16 protein-coding genes and 1 pseudogene are annotated in these 19,480 nt (G+C 68.8%); 7 read left to right on the top strand and 10 right to left on the bottom strand.

All coding sequences use genetic code 11. From position 1 onward, the window contains the following. Positions 1–53 precede the first annotated feature (53 nt). Positions 54–1,076 (top strand): hypothetical protein, encoded by a 1,023-nt coding sequence (locus IPG50_33890; protein MBK6697143.1) that lies wholly within the window; start codon positions 54–56, stop codon positions 1,074–1,076. Between the two features lie 137 nt (positions 1,077–1,213). Further along, entirely contained in the window at positions 1,214–1,876 is a 663-nt protein-coding gene (locus tag IPG50_33885; protein MBK6697142.1) for a response regulator transcription factor, read from the top strand. A gap of 21 nt (positions 1,877–1,897) precedes the next feature. On the opposite strand, the gene IPG50_33880 is transcribed toward IPG50_33885, so the two are convergent. From IPG50_33880 to IPG50_33865, 4 genes are all read right to left on the bottom strand, one after another. Then, positions 1,898–3,322, bottom strand: a complete 1,425-nt coding sequence (locus IPG50_33880; GenBank protein ID MBK6697141.1) for a hypothetical protein — start codon at positions 3,320–3,322, stop codon at positions 1,898–1,900. 66 nt (positions 3,323–3,388) lie between these two features. After that, positions 3,389–4,780: an MATE family efflux transporter gene (locus IPG50_33875; GenBank protein MBK6697140.1), complete on the bottom strand. Its 1,392-nt coding sequence runs from the start codon at positions 4,778–4,780 to the stop codon at positions 3,389–3,391. Then, entirely contained in the window at positions 4,777–5,358 is a 582-nt protein-coding gene (locus IPG50_33870; protein MBK6697139.1) for an NUDIX domain-containing protein, read from the bottom strand. The genes IPG50_33875 and IPG50_33870 overlap by 4 nt, the downstream gene beginning before the upstream one ends. Continuing rightward, positions 5,355–6,464, bottom strand: coding sequence for a hypothetical protein (locus tag IPG50_33865; protein ID MBK6697138.1), 1,110 nt, complete (start codon positions 6,462–6,464; stop codon positions 5,355–5,357). The genes IPG50_33870 and IPG50_33865 overlap by 4 nt, the downstream gene beginning before the upstream one ends. Before the next feature lie 154 nt (positions 6,465–6,618). On the opposite strand from IPG50_33865, the gene IPG50_33860 reads away from it, so the two are divergent. Continuing rightward, positions 6,619–7,686 carry a polysaccharide deacetylase family protein gene (locus IPG50_33860; protein MBK6697137.1) on the top strand — a complete coding sequence of 356 codons (1,068 nt, stop codon included), beginning with the start codon at positions 6,619–6,621 and terminating at the stop codon, positions 7,684–7,686. Positions 7,687–7,740: 54 nt separating this feature from the next. Here the strand turns inward: IPG50_33860 and IPG50_33855 are convergent, their stop codons facing one another. The 4 genes from IPG50_33855 to IPG50_33840 form a co-directional block, all read right to left on the bottom strand. Next, complete coding sequence (locus tag IPG50_33855; GenBank protein ID MBK6697136.1) at positions 7,741–8,373, bottom strand: hypothetical protein; 633 nt, start codon at positions 8,371–8,373, stop codon at positions 7,741–7,743. 56 nt (positions 8,374–8,429) lie between these two features. Next, positions 8,430–9,389 (bottom strand): DNA-3-methyladenine glycosylase 2 family protein, encoded by a 960-nt coding sequence (locus IPG50_33850; protein ID MBK6697135.1) that lies wholly within the window; start codon positions 9,387–9,389, stop codon positions 8,430–8,432. Then, positions 9,386–10,072, bottom strand: a complete 687-nt coding sequence (locus IPG50_33845) for a glutathione S-transferase family protein (GenBank protein MBK6697134.1) — start codon at positions 10,070–10,072, stop codon at positions 9,386–9,388. The genes IPG50_33850 and IPG50_33845 overlap by 4 nt, the downstream gene beginning before the upstream one ends. 77 nt (positions 10,073–10,149) lie before the next feature. After that, positions 10,150–11,346 (bottom strand): MFS transporter, encoded by a 1,197-nt coding sequence (locus IPG50_33840; GenBank protein MBK6697133.1) that lies wholly within the window; start codon positions 11,344–11,346, stop codon positions 10,150–10,152. A 179-nt stretch (positions 11,347–11,525) separates the two neighbouring features. On the opposite strand from IPG50_33840, the gene IPG50_33835 reads away from it, so the two are divergent. The 3 genes from IPG50_33835 to IPG50_33825 all read left to right on the top strand — a co-directional run bounded on the left by IPG50_33835 (position 11,526) and on the right by IPG50_33825 (position 15,951). Beyond that, positions 11,526–13,127 (top strand): alkaline phosphatase D family protein, encoded by a 1,602-nt coding sequence (locus IPG50_33835; GenBank protein MBK6697132.1) that lies wholly within the window; start codon positions 11,526–11,528, stop codon positions 13,125–13,127. A gap of 101 nt (positions 13,128–13,228) precedes the next feature. Beyond that, positions 13,229–14,974 carry a thiamine pyrophosphate-binding protein gene (locus IPG50_33830; protein MBK6697131.1) on the top strand — a complete coding sequence of 582 codons (1,746 nt, stop codon included), beginning with the start codon at positions 13,229–13,231 and terminating at the stop codon, positions 14,972–14,974. Positions 14,975–14,976: 2 nt separating this feature from the next. Next, positions 14,977–15,951: a 3-oxoacyl-ACP synthase gene (locus IPG50_33825; GenBank protein MBK6697130.1), complete on the top strand. Its 975-nt coding sequence runs from the start codon at positions 14,977–14,979 to the stop codon at positions 15,949–15,951. Between the two features lie 3 nt (positions 15,952–15,954). Here the strand turns inward: IPG50_33825 and IPG50_33820 are convergent. Continuing rightward, positions 15,955–17,365, bottom strand: a pseudogene (locus IPG50_33820) (MATE family efflux transporter). A 342-nt stretch (positions 17,366–17,707) separates the two neighbouring features. Between IPG50_33820 and IPG50_33815 the strand changes: the two are divergent. After that, complete coding sequence (locus IPG50_33815) at positions 17,708–18,502, top strand: hypothetical protein (protein ID MBK6697129.1); 795 nt, start codon at positions 17,708–17,710, stop codon at positions 18,500–18,502. A 43-nt stretch (positions 18,503–18,545) separates the two neighbouring features. Here the strand turns inward: IPG50_33815 and IPG50_33810 are convergent, their stop codons facing one another. Beyond that, complete coding sequence (locus IPG50_33810; GenBank protein ID MBK6697128.1) at positions 18,546–19,421, bottom strand: hypothetical protein; 876 nt, start codon at positions 19,419–19,421, stop codon at positions 18,546–18,548. Between the last annotated feature and the right edge of the window lie 59 nt (positions 19,422–19,480).

Genomic DNA, 19,480 nt, shown 5'->3' with positions numbered 1-19,480 from the left:
CGTTCAACGCGCCGACCGAACCCCGCGAGCGCGGCCTCGCGGCGGTCCGAGGCATGACCATCGGTCCCATCGAGAACGGATACCACCCCGACGTGGGCTACGGCTCCCCGGCGTATGGACGCGCCCTCGACGAATGCCGTCGCGCGGGCGCCGAGTGGATCTCGATCACGCCCTTCGGGCGTGTGGGGTCGCTCGAGGGCCGCGGCGTCGACCCGACCTTCGAGGTCCCCTACGAAGAGAACAAGCGGGCCGTGCGGCGCGCCATCGAGATGGCGCACGAGCGCCAGCTGAAGGTCCTCCTGGTGCCGCACCTTTGGACCGAGTCGCACGAGTGGCGCGCGCTCATCGATCCGAAGACCGACGCCGCCTGGGAGCGCTGGGCAAAGAGCTATGGCCGCTTCGTGAAAGGATGGGCTGCCGTCGCGGCCGAGACCGGCGCAGAGATGTTCTCCGTGGGCGTGGAGCTCCGCTCGTGGGTGACGAGCGGCCGTGCACCGAGCTTCGTCTCCCTGGTGCACGAGGTCCGAACCCTCTATCGGGGCCTCGTGACGTACTCCGCCAACTGGGACGACGTCGACGACACGATCGTGCTCGGCGAGCTCGACGTGATTGGTGTGAACGCGTTCTTCCCCTTGGCGGACAAAGAGGGCGCGTCGTTCGCCGAGCTCGAAAAGGGTGGCGAGCGCGTGCGAGAACGCGTGAAGAAGGTCGCCGACGCGTGGCGCAAGCCGGTGCTGTTCACCGAGATCGGCTACACGACGCGGCCCGATCCGGCGTATCGCCCGTGGGAGTGGCCCGATGGCATGAAGAACGTTCGAGTCGACGAAGCGGCGCAAGCGCTCGCGTACAAGGCGTTGCTCAAGCCGTTGCTCGACGAGCCTCGCTTCTTTGGGTTCTTCGTCTGGCGCGTGTACGCAGACCCCGAGGACGTCTCCCAAGAGCCCGAGTGGGGCTTCTCACCTCGCGGAAAACGCGCCGAGCTCGTCGTTCGGGACGCATTTCGAGCCACTTGGGCCGCCGATGGTGACGGCCGCTGGGGAACGGCCCTCCGGGCGCGCACGCCTGGAATTTACTGAGGTAATCGCCTCGCGAGCTCGGAAGTCGGCGCGGTGCATGTAGTCAAAGGGGCGAGTTTTCTACTACCTGGGTGGGATTTCCACGGGGCCGCAGTTGTGGTGCTGTCTTGAATGGCCCGGGGGGGAGAGAGCCATCGATGGGCCAAAGCTCGGACGGTGACCAGGAGGGCGATCAGGACGCGGCCCGGCGGACCCGCCAGCGCCTCCTCATCGTCGAAGACGAAGATGACGTGCGTAGCGCCTTCGCTCGGTTGCTCAAGGGCACGTGTGAGATCGATCTAGCAGCGTCGTGCGCAGAGGCGCACCAGTTGCTCCTGCGCTTCGGCGCTCCCATCGGTCTCGTCATCGACTTCCAGTTGCCCGACGGCAGCGGCCTCGAGGTCGTGGAGCGCGCCCGGACGCTCGACCCTGCGTTGCCGTCGCTCATGGTCACCGGGCACTTGAACGCGCCTCTCGCCGCGCTCGCCTTCGGCATGGATGTCACGTTCTTGCCGAAGCCCGTCGTGGCCGAGCCCATCCTGCGCTTTGCACGCCGCTGCCTCGTGCGCCCGACGACGATCCAGAACAAGATCGTGCTACGCAGCGACGATTGGGTGACGCGCTTTCGCCTGACGGAGACGGAATGCGAGCTGCTCGTTGCCACGGCGCGCGGCGTCTCGCGCGATGATTTCATGCTCGCGCGCGGCATCGCGGAGACAACGCTCAAAAGACACGTCACGAACCTCCTCGAGAAGCTCGCCGAGACTTCCCTCGATAGAGCCGCCTTGCGATTCTTGCGCGAAGTGCTTGGGGAAGACTAGCGCCCCGTCCTTGTGGCCGAGCTACTCGTCTCTCGGGATGAGCGAGCGCCGAAAGGCTGACGCGGGCGCGCCGTCGTCAAGGACCACGCGCCCGTCGGCGACGCTCACCCCGAGCCTCGACCACAGCGCACCGAGGTCGACGGGCATCGGCCGCTCGCCCATGCGATCGTGAAGCTCGCGCAGCACCGGCACGCCAACGGCCGCGTCGCCAGCGGCCAGCGCGCGGCGAAAATCCCACGACACGGCGACGCTGCCGCCGCTCTTGACGATGCCGCGAAGGGCATCGGCCAAGGATGCGCGCCCCTCCGTGCGACGGCGAATCTCGACGTCCGCGAGGAAGCAGAAGAGCGCCCCTCCCCAGTAGCGGCGACCCCACGTCGGCGTGTGGTCGAGGCCTCGATCGCCTTGGTGCGGCAAGCCCTTCGGAAGCCCCTCGAGTAGCTCTCCCCAGAACGCCTCTTCGGCGACCTCGCCGGCGCTGACGCGCGCCACCTTCTCAACGTAGGTCGCCACCCCCTCTTCGAACCAGCGATGGCTCTCGTCGACCGACGGCAGCGCCATGTGCACAAGCTCGTGGGGAAGCACCCAATCGCGCTCAAGGTCTTCTGCCGACGTGTCTTCGCCAACCCAAACGATCGTCGCCGCGCCGCCGTTGCCCAGCGTGCGCCCGTGCCGCACGCCGGCGCCGGGCCGTGGCGCGACGATCACGAGCGCGTGCCGAACGGGAAATCGCTCGTAGTAGTTTGCGACCACGCGCGCCGAGCGCTCGACCCACTCGCGGAGAACGGCGCGCGACGCCTCGAGCGTTCGCGGCACCACGACCTGAATCGCCGCGCCGTGCTGGTCGGGACGCACAAGCTCGACGCCGAAGCGCCCGAGCACCGTGTAGGGCGAGAGCCCAAGCTGACCGACGTCGCCGGTCCAAGTGTCCTCTTCGAGTGGGAAGAGCCCGGTCACGAAGCGCACGCCGGCCGTGGGCATCACGTGCAAGGTGTAGGGGCCCGACGCGTGACCGATGGGGCGGAGGAGCCAGGTGGAGGGTGGCGCCTCGAAGACCGACGGCGCCAAGACGCGCGCACGGTCAACGTCGCGAAGCGTTCGCGCGGCAGTCTCGAGCGCGAACTGGTAGCGCAAGCGGCAACCTCGCGGGGCGCACTCGGGGATGAAGAAGAACGTGTCGGTCGCCGCGACGCGCGACCACCGCTCGCCGTCGGTCGTCACATGAAGCTCGCGCACGAAGGGAACGGCCCCGCGAGCCATGCCGAAGTACGGAGGCAAGCCGGCGGGCACGGCCGCTTCGACGACGAGGACCGAAGCGTCACCGGGCACCGCGACTTCGTAGCGCAACCCTTCTCCCTCCGAGGGTGCGCGCGCCCGCGGCAAGCTCGCGCACCCCACACCGAGCAGGGCGACGAGGCCAGCGAGCGCGCCGAACTGCATGCGCATCTCAGTTAGTTGTGGCTGGTCCCGCGAACTCGGCAAGGTCTCATTCGCGCGAACGAGCGCGTGCCGCTAGACGCGCGCGATGGGGCGCGACGTCAACCGATGGAAGCGAAGGAAGAGCGCCACGGCCACGAAGCAGAGACCTGCCGAAAGCCCCCACCAGAGCCCCTCGGCTCCCCAGCCGAGACCGAAGGCCAACGCGAGGGCCAACGGAAACGCGAGACCCCAGTAGCCAAGCAGCATGAGTAGAAAGGGGAGGCGCACGTCGCCGGCGCCGCGGAGCGCGCCCGCCAGGACCCCCTGGGTGGCGTCGAAGAGCTGAAACATCGCGGCGATGCGCAGGAGGCGAACCGCGATCCGGTGGACCTCGGCGTCGTTGGTGAAGGGCGCGACCAAGACGTGAGGAAAGAAGAGAAAGGTGAGCGCGCCGAGCGCCATCACCGAGACGCCGAGGGCCGTCGCCGTGTATCCGACGCGCCGCGGCGAGCGCCCCTGGCCGACCGCCGCGCCCACACGAACCGCCGCCGCGCCGCTGATGCCGATGGCGATCATGAAGGTGAGGCTCGCCAACGAAATGGCGACTTGGTGTGCGCCGATGACCTGGGCCCCAAGCCGCCCCGCCACGATGGCCACGACGGAGAAGACGCCGACCTCCGCGAGGAGTTGAAAGCCGATGGGCAACCCGAGCCGCGCCACCCGCAAGACCGGCATCGGCGTCACCTTGCGGGTGGGCTTCAGGAGCCAAGCGGCGCGCAAGGTGAGGCCGGCCAAGAGTAGCGATGCGAGGCTCGACGCCAGGCCCGCGCCGAGGGCGCCCAACTTCGGGGCACCCATGGCCGGAAGGCCAACGGCCGCGAGCGCGTCGTCGCCTCGCACGAGGAGCATGCAGGCGAGGAAGTTGAAGACGTTCGCCACGAGCGCTGCGACGAGCGCAGGCGTGGTGCGACCTTGCGCTTGCAAATACGTCTTCGCCGTCAGAAACACGAGAAAGCCCAGGGCTCCGGGCACGTTGGCCACAAGGAAGAGGAGCGCCCGCTTCGCCACGGGCGCCTCCACGCCGAGCGGCACGAGCACCGCCCCAAGGAGCACCGCGACCAAGCTGATGGGCACCCACACGAGGAGCGACGCTCGGAGGGCGCCCAAGAGCGCGGCCCACGCCGTTTCGCGCTCACCGGCGCCGAAGGCTTGCGTCGCGAGCGCTTCGAGGCTGAGCGGCACGCCCATGCCGAAGGCCACCGTCAGAAACGCGAGCGACCGACCGAGCGCCACGCCGGCGAGATCGTCGACCGAGGTCTTGCCGACGATGGCCGTGTCGACGAGGTGCAAGGACATGAGCCCCACCTGCGCGAGCGTGATGGGATAGGCGAGGACAAAGAGCCGCTTCCATTCCTCGCGGAGCGACATCGGGACGTCCGCGTCGACGTCGGCGTGGACGCGCCCAGTTGCGGGGCCGCCGCTCACGGGCCGGCGTTCTCGAGGATCCTGCGGATCTTGCGCACGACGCGGCCCGCGCTCGCGTCACCGAGGAGGCGCTCCGCCTCTTCGAGGGCGAAGAAGTCGAGGGCCTTCGACTCGCTGTCGTCGTGAACAATCGCCTCCGGCGTGCGGGTACGGAAGAGGAACCGGACGTCGTGGTGCAAGTGCCCGGGCTCCTTCTTGCCCTCAGGGATCGCGTGGACATCGACGTCGAGGATTCCGTCCCAGGCGAGCTCAAGCGACGCGAGGCCCGACTCTTCCGTCGCTTCACGAAGGGCCGTTCGCAGGGGATCGAACTCCCCTTCGTCGTGGCCACCCATCTGGAGCCAACGATCGAGGCGACGATGGTGGTGCAAGAGCAAGCGACCTCGCTCGTCGACGATGAACGCGCTGCCCGTCAGATGGCCCGGAGTGAAGACATCACGGGAGAAACAGCGCGCCTCCGCGCGAACGAGCGCGAGCACGCTCTCCACGTGGCGGCGCTCCTCGTCGTCAGCCGGACTCAGCGCGCACAGTGCATCGAAGAGCCGCTGCCGCGGTGCATCGAGCGAGGCCTCCGTCACCGTTGGCTCCACTTGGGGGCGCTCTCGAGGGCGGCGCGCGTGCGCTTCTCGAGGCGCGCGAAGAACGCCTCGTGCGTCACACGGAGGCCGGCTTGCACGGGGCCAGCCGTCGCCGCCTTCCGAAGCCGCACCGGCAGCGCATCGACGATCTTCGACCATGGTCCGCGGTTCGCCTCGGCCATGCCGCGGAGGGCGCGCAACGGTCCTTGCTGGTCCTCGCCCCGCAAGTGCGTCTCCATGAGCGCATCCACGACCTCAACGCGCTCCGGCTCATCGAGAGCCAACGCGACGCGGCGGCCCCACGGCTCGAAGAACGGTCCGATGGGCAGCAAGAGGTCGCGTGACCGACGGAGCGAGCGCGCCTTTCGCAGGCCGAGAAAACGATGGTTTTCAACGGCCGTGACCGCCTTGTTGACGTGTCCGGCAGCGGCGAAGACGCCGCCGTGGTTCACCGCGCCCTCCGGATGCCCGAGACGCGCGAAGCGGCCGCGAAGGCGGTTGTGCGCCTCCGACTTGGGCCACGCTTCAACCACGCGGGAGAGGTCGCCGGTGTTGTGCGCGACGATGCACGAGACCTCGAGGATCGCCTGGACATCGTTCTCGCGAACGGCGGCGCGGAAGGCCTCCGCTTCACGACCGAGCTCGTCTTCAATTTGTGCTTCGACGCGGGCGGCGAGCTCGCCTTCGCCGAGCGAAAGGGCGCGGCCGAGGGCGCCGGCGCGAACCGAGAACCACTCGCCGTTGTGCCCCGACATCGCGGCGCCGTCGGGCCCCTTCACCGTGCGTGCGGAGACCAAGGAGGCGTCGAGGGCGGCCACCTCGTCGACGAGCGCGACCAAGGTGAGGGCGCGCGCCGAGTCCGCCTCGACCCAGACGTGGTGCCGAATGCGCGCGTCGACGTCGGTCGGGCAGAAGGTCGCCACCGTGAGGTAGTGAGCCGCGAAGAGGAGCCGCGCGTAGTCGGTATGGGCCGGGTCGGCGCGCCACGCCTCCTCGATGGCCGCCGCGGACCGAACGACCTCCGCGGGCCAGAAATCCGAATCGAGGGCCCAGCCGGCGGTCGCTTCGACTTGGCTCTTGAGGACGAGGGGGGCGATGCCGATCACGCCGTCTCGTATAGCGCTCGTGGCGTCCGGCCACCTCCGAATTTCGAGGGATTCGTAGCCGAACGACGCCACCGACGCCCCACCGTCGCCTCGCAAGAGTGAGCCGAAGTTGGCCCCAAGGGGCGCGCCCTACATACGATCCCATCGGAGCTCGATGGCGGGAGTGCTTGTACGTACAGTGGTGCCGATTCTCGCGCTGGTCGCGGGGAGCTGGGTTGGCCTAGGCCGGCCCAGCGGCACTCGTCTAGGCACTGCGACGGTTCACGTCGCTGAGCGAGCGCTCCCGCCCGTCGCTCACGCTCCACTTATCGAAGCGCCGTCGGTGCCCGCGGTGGCGCCGCTCTCGCCGGTGGAGAGCGGCGACCTGCCCGATCCGGTGCCGTGGCCCAGGCTGAACGCGAGCGCGAGGGGGACGCGATCTTGGCTCCTCGCGGAGGGGCCCGCGCGCTCGGAGACGAGCGGTCAGCGCTTCGTGACGCTGACCTTCGACGACGGCCCGTCGCCGGAGACGACCCCGGCGGTGCTCCGCGCCCTCGAGCGCTCCGGCGTTCGTGCCACGTTCTTCCTCATCGGGCGCTACCTCGACGGCGACGAGCCCCGGGCCGTGCAGAACCGAGCGCTGGCCAAGCAGATCGTCCAAGCCGGTCACATCATTGGCAATCACACGCACGACCACTCGCTCTTGACCTCGATGCCCCGCACCGACGCCCTCAAGCAGATCGACGCCGGCGAGCGCTCCATCGAGAGGGCCATCGGCAAGAAGCCGATCCTCTTTCGCCCGCCTTACGGCGGCCTCGACGGCTTCATCGAGAGCACCCTCGCGCGCCGTGGTGACGAGCTCGTCTTGTGGAGCGTCGAGGCCGGCGACATGACCCGCGACGACGAGGCCGGCCTCGCCGAGAGCCTCATCGCGCAGATCGACTACGCCGAGGGCGGAACGGTCCTCCTGCACGACGTTCGCGGGGTGACGGTACGCGCGCTGCCGAAGGTGCTCGCTCACTTGAAGAAGAAGGCCTGGAACCCGGAGAAGCCCGAGAAGCTCGGCTATTCGGTCGTCGACCTGCCCACGTACTTGCGCGAGACGGCCAAGGCGCCACAACCCTTCGCCGACCGCGCGGCCCTCGAGCGTGCGCGCAGCGAACGGTTCACGGCAAAGCGGCGCGGAGCGCAAGCCGCGGATGCGAGGAAGACGGCCGTCGTCGACGCGCCGCCGGGCGTTTAGCGACTCGACGTACTGGTCTCGCCCCGGGCTTTCGCCGTCGGTGCGTCGGCGGTGTCAGTACTCGAACGTCACGTCACCCGTTGCGGCGCCGAGGGACGCGAGAAGCTCCCGGTACCAAACCACGCTCGCTGCGACGTGCCGCTCGTGTCCGCGCGGGGCCCAAACGAGGGAGAGCGTCTGCTGCGTCTCGCCGGAGGTCTTGGTTCGCTGACTGTCCTTCACGGCGTTGGCGCACGGCCCCGCCGCGTCGAAGAGGCACAAGAGACCATCGACGTCGATGGTCTGCCCGGCTGCGTTGAAGACATACGTCTCGCCGTGAGCCACGTCGACGCGCAGCGGGAGCGTGCATCGTGCGAGGTCGACGACGCTGATGGGCAGTCCGCTGTGCAACGAGACGACGTTGCAAGCGTCGACGACGAGGTTGATGGCGCCGAGGGCGCCGCGCTCGGCCGCTTGAACGAGGTACTCGGAGGCGGGCTTGCCGCGCCCCGTGGGCTTGTAGCCGCCCTCCCGGAGCATGTCGCGAACGTCCGCGCGAAGCGTCTCGCTTCGGGCGACCGGCGCCGTCGCGTCACCACGAAGGAGCGACACCAACGACGGCGCAGAGAGCGCCCCCAAGGGGGACGGCAACTCCGTGACGAAGGCCGCCAAGGCGAGGGTCCGATGCGACGCGACGGTGAGGTTCATGGCGCTGCCAAGGTTAGACGGGATCTTGGGACGGCTCGCAAGACGCCGCTCATTCTCTAGTAGCGCCAGGGCGCGCGGCGGTGCGCGTCGACCCGGGTCCGCTCGCGAGGCGACAGATTGGGCACCGCGTCTCGCACGAAGTGAGCGTAGTCGAGCAGCATCACGACGCGCCCACGATGCGGCCGGAACGGCTCGAGCGCCGCGAGCATCGCCTCGTCGGCGTCGGGGCCAAAAGCCGCTTGCCCTTGGAGCGCGGCCGTCACGATGCGCGGCGCATGGAGATCGCCGACGGGGACCGCGTCAGCGTAGGCGAGCGCGTTTCGCGCGACGCGGTTGGCCGTCCACGGGCCAACGCCAGGCATCGAGCGGAGCTTCTGCATGAAGAGTTCGGGCTCGTCGCGACCGATGCGCTCGAGGGTCGCGCCGCGACGCGCACCTTCACGGAGCGTCTGCGCTCGCCTCGACCCGATGCCCATGGCGTGCATTTGCCACGCCGGCGTGTCACGCACCGCCTCCGGCGTTGGCGCCGCGCGGAGATCGGTGCCCGGAATCAGCGCGCCCGCGTGGGCGAAGAGTCGTCGCGTCGCTTGCTGCGCCTCGACGCTCGTGACGAGCTGAGCGATGACGGCTTCCGCGAAGGCCTCGAAGACCGTCCGCGTTCGCCGCAGGCGACCGTCGAAGCGGCCGTCTTTCGCCAGCGGCCCGAGCACCGGATGCTCGCGCACCTGCTCAAAGAAGGGCGCCGTGTCGTCGTCGACGCCGCTCATGGCTCGGGCCGTGGCGAGCGCCGTGTCGACCTCGTCGCTGTGCACCGCTCCGTGACCCAAGATGGTGATGCCGAGCGCCTCGCCGTCCCAATCGAAAGCCGCGGCGATGCCTTCGGGGCCGCCGCGGAGTGCGACCACCGGGGCTTGCAGGAGCCGGCCCGGCTGAAAGCGCCGTCCCCGCGGCGCCACGGCGATGCGCTGCATTGCGACGAGCGGGGGGGCGACGAGCGGCGCGGCGACGACGGTCATGCGAGCGCTTGACCCATGCGATCCACGAAGCGACCGAGGTTCGGGTGGCGAGCGGCCGCTTCCTTGAGCGGCGTGTCGACCTCGAAGCGAACGATGTTGGCGAGAAAAGCGTACGCCACCAGATCGATGGTGCGGAGCGTGTTCCCCGCGAAGAAGGGCTCCTCCCCCAAGAGCGCCGAGACCGCCGCCAGGTCACGCGCGCCGATGGCGTAGATCTCGTCCCGGGAGTGGCGACCGGTACCTTGCGCCACCGTCGACTTGACGATGACGCCTCTCACGATTGGCGCCACGACGAAGCGAAGCGCCGCCGGCACCGCGTCGAAGGAGCCCTTCATGACGGCCCAGGACGCGTCCTCGGCCCAGCGGCTCCAGAGCATCACGAAGTACAGCCCTTCTTCGAACGTCCGGCGAATCACGTGGGCTCGGGCGCGCGAGACTTCGTCCAGCCCCGCGTCGAGGGCGCCGTCGCTCTTCTCGAAATGCTCGAGGATGGTCGCCGAATCGGCGATCCGTTGGCCGTCGACCTCGATGAACGGGAGCTTCTGCTTGGGGCCCGCGCGTGGGTTTCCGAGGATCGTTCGATAGGGCAGCTTCCGAGCCTTCAGGTAGACCTCGACCTTCATGCAGAACGGGCTGAGGCTCTCGAGGCCCGGTCTCCCGGGGAAGGTGTGCAGTGTGATCACGGCGGCGAGGATTGCCGCCACTTCGCTCCGCGGCAAGAGACACGGCACGATACTAGGGCCTTGCCGCCGGCCGCTGCCTAGGCCGCCGACTCGGGCGGCTGAAGCCACAGGGATGCGACCGCGCCCGCGACCACGGCGATGAGGGCCGCCGACACGTACGCGAGCCAGCTCCAGCCGCGCGCCTCGAGGAGCACGCCCGACGAGAGCGATGAGACGACCATCACGGAGAACGTGCACACCTCACTGATTCCCTGGGCCCGCGCCCGCTCGCTTGGGCGATACGTCTCTGTGAGCAACGTGGTGCCCCCGATGTAGAGGAAGTTCCAGCCCACACCGAGCAGGAAGAGAGCCCACCAGAAGTGCGCGACCGTCACCCCCGAGAGGGCGACGATCACCGTGACGCAATTGAAGAGGACGCCGACAACCATGACGCGAAGCGTGCCGAAGCGTTTTATGAGCGTGCCCGTAAAGAGTGACGGCGCGAACATGCCGATGACGTGAAAGCCAATGACCGACGCCGCCGCGCCGTATGGGTGGCCGCAGTGCGCGGTCATGGCCAGCGGCGTGGACACCATGAGCAGGTTCATCACGGCGTAGCCGAGGGCAATGACAAGCACAGCGATGGCGAACTTGGGCTGCCGGACGAGCGCCCCCGTCGAGCGCGGCGCGTCGTTGGCCTCCGCGAGGGCCACGAGTGGAATGTCGAGGCGCCGGAGGAGCCCTACGACGACGAGCATGAGCGCAACGAGCGCGGCGATGGAGCCAAGAAACTCTCGCCCCGGCCCGAAGAGATCTTTCGTTCGCTGGCTCAAGAGTGGCCCGAGAACGCCGCCCACGAGCCCCCCAGCGAGGACGTACGAGATGGCCTTGGCCTTCAAGTCGTCGGGGGCCGCGTCGGCGGCGGCAAAGCGGTATTGCTGCGCGAAGCCGTTGTAGCCACCGAAGACGAGCGTCCCCAAGCACAAGAGGTAGAAGTTGCTGAAGACGATGGCGCCGCTCACCGTCAGCGCGCCGAGGAGCCCGAGGAGCGGCCCAGCGGTGAAGCCGTTGCGCCGGCCCACACGCTTCATGAGCTGCGCCGCGGGCATGGCTGCGGCAGCCGCGCCGATGACCCAACACATGGCGGGCACGGTGGCAAAAGCCGACGAGAGCCCCGTGGCTTTGGCGAGGCGAGCGCCGAGGAGCGCGTTCACCGAGATCACCGTGGTGTTGTTGATGAAGAGGAGCGCCTGGCACGACGCGAGGAGGGCGACGTTCTTCCTGAAGGTGTTCACGAAGGTGGCGCCCTTCGCGGCTGCGCGGAGTAACAGAGGGCCATCGGAACGGCCGCTTGATAGCCGAAATCAAGGCGGCGTTCGCAGATATCGGCGCGGTTTGGAGCGCGCGTCGCCCTCATTCGTTTCTGTCGCTCCACAGGCGCTGCTAGAACGTGGCGAACGACCCGAGGAGCACCATGACCGATCGCCCGCGAAAGAGCCCCGAGCTAGCTCGACGAGACCTGCTACGCGGGGGCGCGTTGCTGCTCGTCGCACCGGCGGGCGTGCTCTCGGGTTGCGCCAAGGAGGAGGCCCCCGAGGTCGCTCCCAAGCCGAACGCCTTCCTTCACGGCGTCGCGAGCGGCGATCCGCTCCCCGACGCGGTCATCCTCTGGACGCGCGTGACGTTGCCGGGCGAAGGCAAGCCCGTCGTCAAGTGGGAGCTCGCCGACGATGTGACCATGGCGCGCGTCGTCGCCTCCGGCGAAGTCACGACCGACGCCGAGCGTGACTTCACCGTCAAGGTCGACGCGCGCGGCCTCGCGCCAGGGCGCACCTATTTCTACCGATTCCACAGCGGTGGCGCTGCTTCACCGATCGGTCGAACGCGGACCGCGCCGAGCGGCGCAACGCCGCGCCTGAGGCTCGCCGTCGTGTCGTGCGCGAGCATGGCGCACGGCTACTTTCATGGCTACCGAGCGCTCGCGGAGCGCCTCGACCTCGACGCCGTGCTTCACCTCGGCGACTACATCTACGAATACGCCAACGAAGACTACGGAGCCGTACGAAGCTACGAGCCCCCCCACGAGACGTTGTCGCTGGCGGACTACCGAACGCGTCACGGGCACTACAAGCTGGACGCGGATCTGCAAGCGGTCCATCGGCAGCATCCTTTCATCGCCGTTTGGGACGATCACGAGATCGCCAACGACGCCTACAAGGACGGCGCCCAGAACCACACGGAATCGGTGGAAGGCGCTTGGGTCGACCGAAAGGCGGGCGCAAAGCGGGCGTACCGCGAGTGGATGCCTATCCGCGAGGAAGCGGACGGCCACGTGTACCGCAAGCTGGCCTTCGGAGACCTCGCGGACCTCGTGATGCTCGACACGCGTCACTGGGGTCGCACGAAGCAAGCCGGCGGGGCCGTCGGTGCGGTCCCCGACCCCGATCCTTCGCGGACTCTCTTGGGCGACGACCAGGCCGCCTGGATGGAAGACACCCTGAAGAAGTCGACCGCCAAGTGGAAGCTGGTGGGGCAGCAAGTGATGCTCGGCAACCTGATCTTGGCGCCGGGCCAGATCGCCAACCTCGACCAGTGGCACGGGTACCCCGAGTCGCGAACGCGCTTTCTCTCCTTCTTGAAGGACTCGGCCATCGCGAACGTCGTGGTCCTAACGGGGGACATCCACTCGTCGTGGGCCAACGAGATCGTCACGAACCCGGAAGACCCGAACGCTTACGATCCGGCGACGAGCCGCGGCTCGCTCGCCGTCGAGTTCGTCGCGCCGGGCATCACGTCACCGGGAATTCCGCCCCAACTCTTGCCGCTCGTCCAGTCGGCGCGACCTCGGAACCCGCACATTCGATGGTTCGACACGACCAAGCGCGGCTTTGTCATCCTCGACGTAACGCCCGAGCGCGTCCAAGCGGCGTGGTTTCACTTCGAGGCCGTCGACAAGCCGGAGCCCACGGCGCCGACGTTCGCAGCAGCGTGGGCGGTCCCGAGCGGCCAGACGCGGCTCGTGGAGGAGGCGGCCGCCGCCGCCGATCGTCCCGACGCGCCACCGGCGGCCAAGTAGCGAAAGAGGGCTTCCGTTCGTCTTCGCGCGCCGCCGGGCCCGCCGCTTCGCGTGGGAGATCAAGTCCTGAAATTTTGGTCGCCGTGACTATGCTCGCGCGCATGACCACGGCAGCGCCCCTCATCCATCAGTTCTTGGAGCAGCTCGAGCGCGAGGGGGTGACGCACATCTTCGGTGTTCCCGGCGGCCCGTTGACGGCGTTTTTCGGTGCGCTCCGCGCGCGCAACCGCATCCGTTACGTGCTGGCGCGCCACGAAGAGGGCGCTGCGTTCATGGCCAACGCGTATGCGCGCGTGCGCGGCGGCCTAGGCGTCTGCTGCGTCACGTCGGGGCCCGGTGCGACCAACGCCTTGACCGGCGTGGCTGGCGCGTTCGCCGATTCGTTGCCGGTGCTGTACCTGACGGGGCAGGTCGCGACGCGCATGTTTGGTCTCGGCGCGATTCAAGAGAGCACGTGGCACGGCATCGACGTCGTCGACATCTTCCGCCCCGTCACCAAGCTCTCGACGATGATCGTCGCGCCAGAGACCGGGATGCGCATCTTGCGACACGCTCTCCGCGCCGCGACAAGCGGACGCTCAGGCCCCGTGCACATCAACGTGCCGGCCGACTTGGCGAGGGCCGTCGTTCCCTTCGACGTGCAAGACCCGGAAGGGTACCGGCCCGGCGCGCTCTCGGTTCCCGACGCAGGGGCCATCGAAAGGGCGACGGCGCTCCTGAGGGGCTCGAAACGCCCGACGATATTTGCTGGGCACGGCGTCGCCCTTGCGCGAGCGGAGGGGCAGCTCTTGCGCCTCGCCGAGCAGCTCGACGCAGCCGTGGTGACCTCTCCGAAAGGCAAGTCCGTCTTTCCCGAGAACCATCGCCTGTCGCTCGGAGCCTTCGGCATGGGCGGCCACGCTCGCGCGGACCGTTACCTCGACGACGACGACGTGATCCTCGTCGTGGGTTCTAGCTTGAACGAGTTCGCCTCGAGCGCATGGAGCCAACGCTTGCGCGCCACAGGGGCGTTCATTCAAATCGACGTCGACCCGGGCGAAATCGGAAAGAACTACCCGGTGACCGTCGGCCTCGCGGGCGACGCACGACTGACGCTCGAGCTCTTGTCGGAGGCGCTTCGCAAGAGTGCGCCGGTGAAGCGTGAGACGGCTCAGGTCCTCGACGCCATCGCAAGAGAGGTCCCACGGCACGAGCAGGCCGCCGAGCTCTTGTCGGAGGCGTCACCGGTCTCGCCACCACGCGTCATGGCCGAGCTTCGCGCGGCGATGCCCGAAGACGCCATGCTCTTCGTCGACACGGGCAACTCTTCGCTATGGGCGGGGCACTACTTCGAAGCGCGCGCGCCGGGCACGTACTTCATCGACATGGGACTCGCCTCCATGGGCAGCTCGGTCGCCGGCGTCGTGGGCGGTGCGCTCGCGGCGCCGGGCCGTAAGGCCGTCGCGCTCACAGGCGACGCGGCCTTCGCGATGCACGGCTTCGAGGTGCACGTCGCCGTCGAGATGAAGGTGCCCGTGGTCTGGGTGGTGCTCGACAACGCGGGCCACGGCATGATTCAGCAGGGCGAGCGCCTTGCCTTCGGCAAAGACGAGGGCTTCTACGCCTTCACGCACCGCATCGACTCGGCGGCGGTGGCCCGCGGCCTCGGCGCCCGCGGCGCCACGGTCTCTACGGTGGCCCAGCTCCAGGCGGCGCTCAAGGACGCGCTCGACGCCGAGGGGCCGACGGTGATCAACGTCTTGGTCGACGAGTCCGTCGTGGCGCCAACGCTCGGACGGCGCGCCAAGTCGGTCGCCGAGTTCTTTGGCAAGCCTGACGCGACGCGCGGGCCCGCAGGAGCCGGTTGAGCGTGAGCGGCATCGGCATCGTCGGCGTCGGCCACGCGGTTCCCGAGCTGATTCGAAGGAACGACGACCCGCTCTTCTCGGGCGAACAGGTCGCGCTCGCGCGCGAGCTCTTTGTGGGCTTTCGCGAGCGCCGCGTCCTTGCGCCTGGTGAGAGGGTGGAGGACCTGGGAACGAGGGCCGCGCGCGCCGCCCTCGCCGACGCCGCGCTCGAAGCCGGCCAGATCGATCGCCTCTACGGCGCTGTCTCGCCGAGCGAGCACGCGCTCCCAAGCGGCCTCTTCGCCATTCACGAGGCGCTGGGCCTCGCTCGCGAGACGCGCGTCATTCCCATCCAATCGGAGTTTACGAACTTCGTCGACGCCCTCGGCGCCGCTGTCGACGCGGTCCGGGCGGGCCGAGCGGAGCGCGCCCTCGTCGTGGTGGCCACGGGCTGGAGCCGCGTCGTCGACTACGCCGACGCCGGAGCCGCCGGCATCGGCGACGGCGCCGGAGCTGTGGTCGTCTCGCGCGGCCCGCGCCTCGAGTTCATCGATGACGTGGGTGAGACGCACGCGATGTGGCGACAGGCGATGACCGTCCAGATGCGCGTCGCGAGGCGTTCGACGCCGGGAGCTCCCGAAGGAAGTCGCCCCACCTTCGTGTTCGGCGAGGAAGGCGCCGTCGCGTTCCGCGAGCTCGCCACGTCGGTGCCCGAGCGTCTCGTGCGGCGGCTCTGCGAGCGCAACAAGCTCGCGCCCGCGGACCTCGCGCTGATTGGGCATCAACCCAGCGGCGCGTTGCTCGAGGCCTGGCGACGAACGCTCGCCGTCGCCGAAGTCCCGAGCGTCCTCGAAGACCTCGGCAACTCGACCATCGCGACGGCGGTCATCACGCTCGCGCTTCACGAGCGTTCGCTCAGGAGCCGACACATCGTCCTGCTCGGGCTGGGTCTCGGCCAGAACTTCTCGGCGGCGCTCCTAAGGCGAACGGACGCGTAAGCCTCAGGGCTCGAGCGTCTTCGTCTTCCAGCGGCCGCGCCGAAAGAGGACGGCCGCCGCGGTGGCCTGCACGGAGTACGCGACGGTGATGGCGAGAAAGACGCCGGCCGGCCCCAGGCCGAAGCCGCGCGCGAGCAGGTACGCGACGGGGATCTTGAACAGCCAGAAACAAATGGCGTTCACGTAGAGCGGCGTCCTTGTGTCGCCGGCGCCGTTAAAGGCCTGCACCGCCACCATCCCGAAGGCGAAGAAGACGAAGCCGACGGCGACGATGCGCAGGCACGTGGTCGCGTAGCCCGCGACCGCGGCGTCGCTCGTGACGAGCCCCACGACGGGCGCCGGCAGGAGCACGAAGATCGCGCCGACGACCGAGAGGAAGAGGACGTTGTACTTGGCGATGGTCATGGCCGACCGTTCGGCGCGCTCGGGCTCGCCAGCGCCGAGGTTCTGCCCCACGAGCGTCGCCGCTGCTCCCGCGAGCCCCCACGAGGGCAAGATGGCAAAGATGGCGATGCGCATCGCCACCGTGTAGCCCGCGAGCGCGACGCTCCCGTAGCCGGAGAGGATTCGCACGAGACCGAGCCAGCTCGCCGTCTCGACGAGGACCTGTCCCGTCGCGCTCGTGGCGATGCGAGCGACCTGCCGCAAGACCGCGAGGCTCCGGAGCGAGGTGCCGCGCGCCGACGGGCAGGCGATCGCGGCCGCGCGCGAGGGCGGCGAATTGGTAGAGGACGCCCACGGCGCGGCTCGCCGTCGTGGCGACGGCTGCGCCAAGGACGCCAAGCTTGGGGCACGGGCCGAGGCCGAAGATGAGGCAAGGCGCGACGAGCATGTTGAGGAGGTTGGCGAGCCAGAGCGAGCGCATCGCCACCGCCGCGTCGCCGGCGGAGCGAAAGACAGCGTTGACGACGAACAGGAGGAAGATGGTCACGTTGCCGCCAAGCATCACGGCCGCGTAGCTAGAGCCGTAGGCAACGACCTCGGGCGTGGCGCCCACGAGGCTCAAGAGGCGAGGCGCGAGCAGCGCACCGACGACGCCGAGCGCGCCGGCCGCCACCGTGGCGACGGCGATGACTTGCACAGCGGCGGTGGCGGCGCCCTCGAGGTCTTTCTCGCCGACATGCCTTGAGACGAGGGCCGTCGCTGCTGCCGCGAGCCCCATCGCCAAGGCGTACACGATGGAGAGCATCGACTCGGTCAGGCCGACGGTCGCGATGGCGTTCGGGCCGAGCTTGGAGACAAAGATGATGTCGACGATCGTAAGGAGCGACTCCATCGACATCTCGAGCACCGTGGGGACGGCCAACAGAATCACAGCGCGCCGAATGGGGATCGACGTCAGATCCTGTTCGCTGCCGCGGACGGCTTCGCGCACCGTGGACCAGAGGCTCGGCTCTTGGGCGGGGGCTTCCACACCGCTTCATTGTCTGAGCGACCGCCGGCGGCAAGGCCGCCGCGAGCGACGGCGCAGACTCGAAAGTCTTCACCGAAATCGACCGCGCCTCGCACGCCGACACCGACCTCGTTTGGCGCGAGCGCGTGACGCGGACCGGGCGCCGCTGCAAACGACTGCACCAAGGCCCACGGCGTTGCCCAGAGGTTCAAGGCACGTGGTCTCGGCGCGGAGACACGCAAGCTGGGGGGCCTCGCCCAGCGCTCGATTCGCCTGAAATTGCAGCGCGAGGCGCACCGAGCTGTCGCCGCGCGGCGACACGCGAAGACGGGCGAAGGGCACGGCCGGTGCACATCCGCGGGCATGGCCAATCCGTGGGAAGCGCCGCCGAAACCCGTCCCCGCCGCTCCATGCGCAAGCTGCGCCCCGAAAGAGGAGGAAGAGGAAGAAGAGGAGAAGGAAGACGAGGGTGACGGCGAGAACTCCGACTCCGACTCCGACGGCGACGGCGACGGCGACGGCGACGGCGACGGCGACGGCGACGGCGACGCGAGCGGCAAGGGCGATGGCGACACGCGCGAGCCCGCGAACGACACCAAACCCGGCGACGAGCCAATGGCCGCCCGCAGCGACCAAGCGCTGGCGGAAGAGCGAACGCAGCGTTTCGACGACGGCAGTACGCTAACGACGCGCCCCGACGGCACCACGTCGGCCACGCCGCGGCCGGCGGAGGTCGTCGGACGTGACGTACAGCGTTTTGATGACGGCACCTCGCTCACGACCACACGCTTCGACGATGGCACCTCGATCTCGTACGCACGCGAACAGAACGTTCAAGTCTTCGACGACGGCAGCAAGCTCGTGACGGACACGTCGACGTATCCATCGGGCCGGACCTACACGGACATCTCATCGGTCGACAGCTTGGAGGCGCGACTGGCCGACGAGCCCTTCTTGAACGATCCGCGCACGGCGACGCCTGCTGACGTGGAGCTTGCCCGAGACATCCTAGACAACATGGGACCGGACCTCATGCCGCATCACCGGGAGGCCCTCGAGGGGTTCATCAACGACTACTACCTCGGCAAGAGCGAGATCTTCGGCAACGAGCCGCCGACGCCGACCAACTACCCCGACTCGGGACGACGCGTGCTCTGACCTCCCATCGGGCGCGTCGTTGGGCAGAGGTTCGAACGCGACGTCACTGGAGATCGAGCACGACGTTGTCGAACTGCGCGCGCGTCGCCGGCGACGGGGCGTTGAAGCCGGACAACCCGATGGTGAGGCCGAGGCGAGGCGAGGCGCCGAGCGTGACGGCGGGAAACGGCTTCGTCCCCGTGACTCCGTCGATGGAATAGGAGAACGTGCCGCTGACCGAAAAGTCGAAGCGCACGTGGAACCAGCGATCGAAGGGCACCGCTTGGGCATCGAAATACGTCGGCGAGACGGAGTCCTCGATGGAGAGGTAGGAGGGACCTTTGTTCATGAAGAAGACAGTCCCTGTGCGCGTCGTTTCCGAGTTGAACGAAAGGACCGCCAGCGCTGTCCCCACGTCGCCGCCAAGCCACGTGGTGGACTCGACGTAGGCGTCAAACTCGAGCACCGCGCGCTGAAAACTGCCGGAAACGGTGCCCGACGCGATCGCGTGGACGTTGTTGCTGCTGCGACGCGGCAGCTCCGCGCGAAGCGACCGCGGCGGTGACGCTGCGCGCGATGGGTCGAGCGCGAGCACCCCGGCCGGATCGACGATGAGCTCGGTCCACCCCGCGTCGACAAGCCCTTGGTCGAAGTCGAAACACAGCGCGTGAGCCCCCGCGTCACAAGGACTCGTGGCCGACGGTTGGCCGCCGTCACGAGAGGCCTCGAACGACGGCGCGTCGGCCACCGACGACCCATCCGGTGTCGCTCCACCCTCGCCGCCGCGGGCATCGCCGGGAGCCGCGCCGTCGAGCTCGCCGCGCGTGGTCGCCGATCCCTCGGAGAGCTCGTCGAGCGAGCGAAAGAACATGCACGCCCCGAGCGTCGAGACCCAGCACGCCAACGCCACAGGGGGCACGAGACGCGAAACGACCTTCATCCGAGCGTTCGATGCTAGCGGACTCGGGTGGCGCGCGAAGCGCTCCCTGAGCCGCGGTC

Source organism: Myxococcales bacterium (assembly GCA_016703425.1).
Lineage (GTDB): Bacteria > Myxococcota_A > Polyangia > Polyangiales > Polyangiaceae > JADJCA01.
Note: the sequence above shows the minus strand (reverse complement) of the source record. Positions and strands in the feature narration are given on the sequence as shown.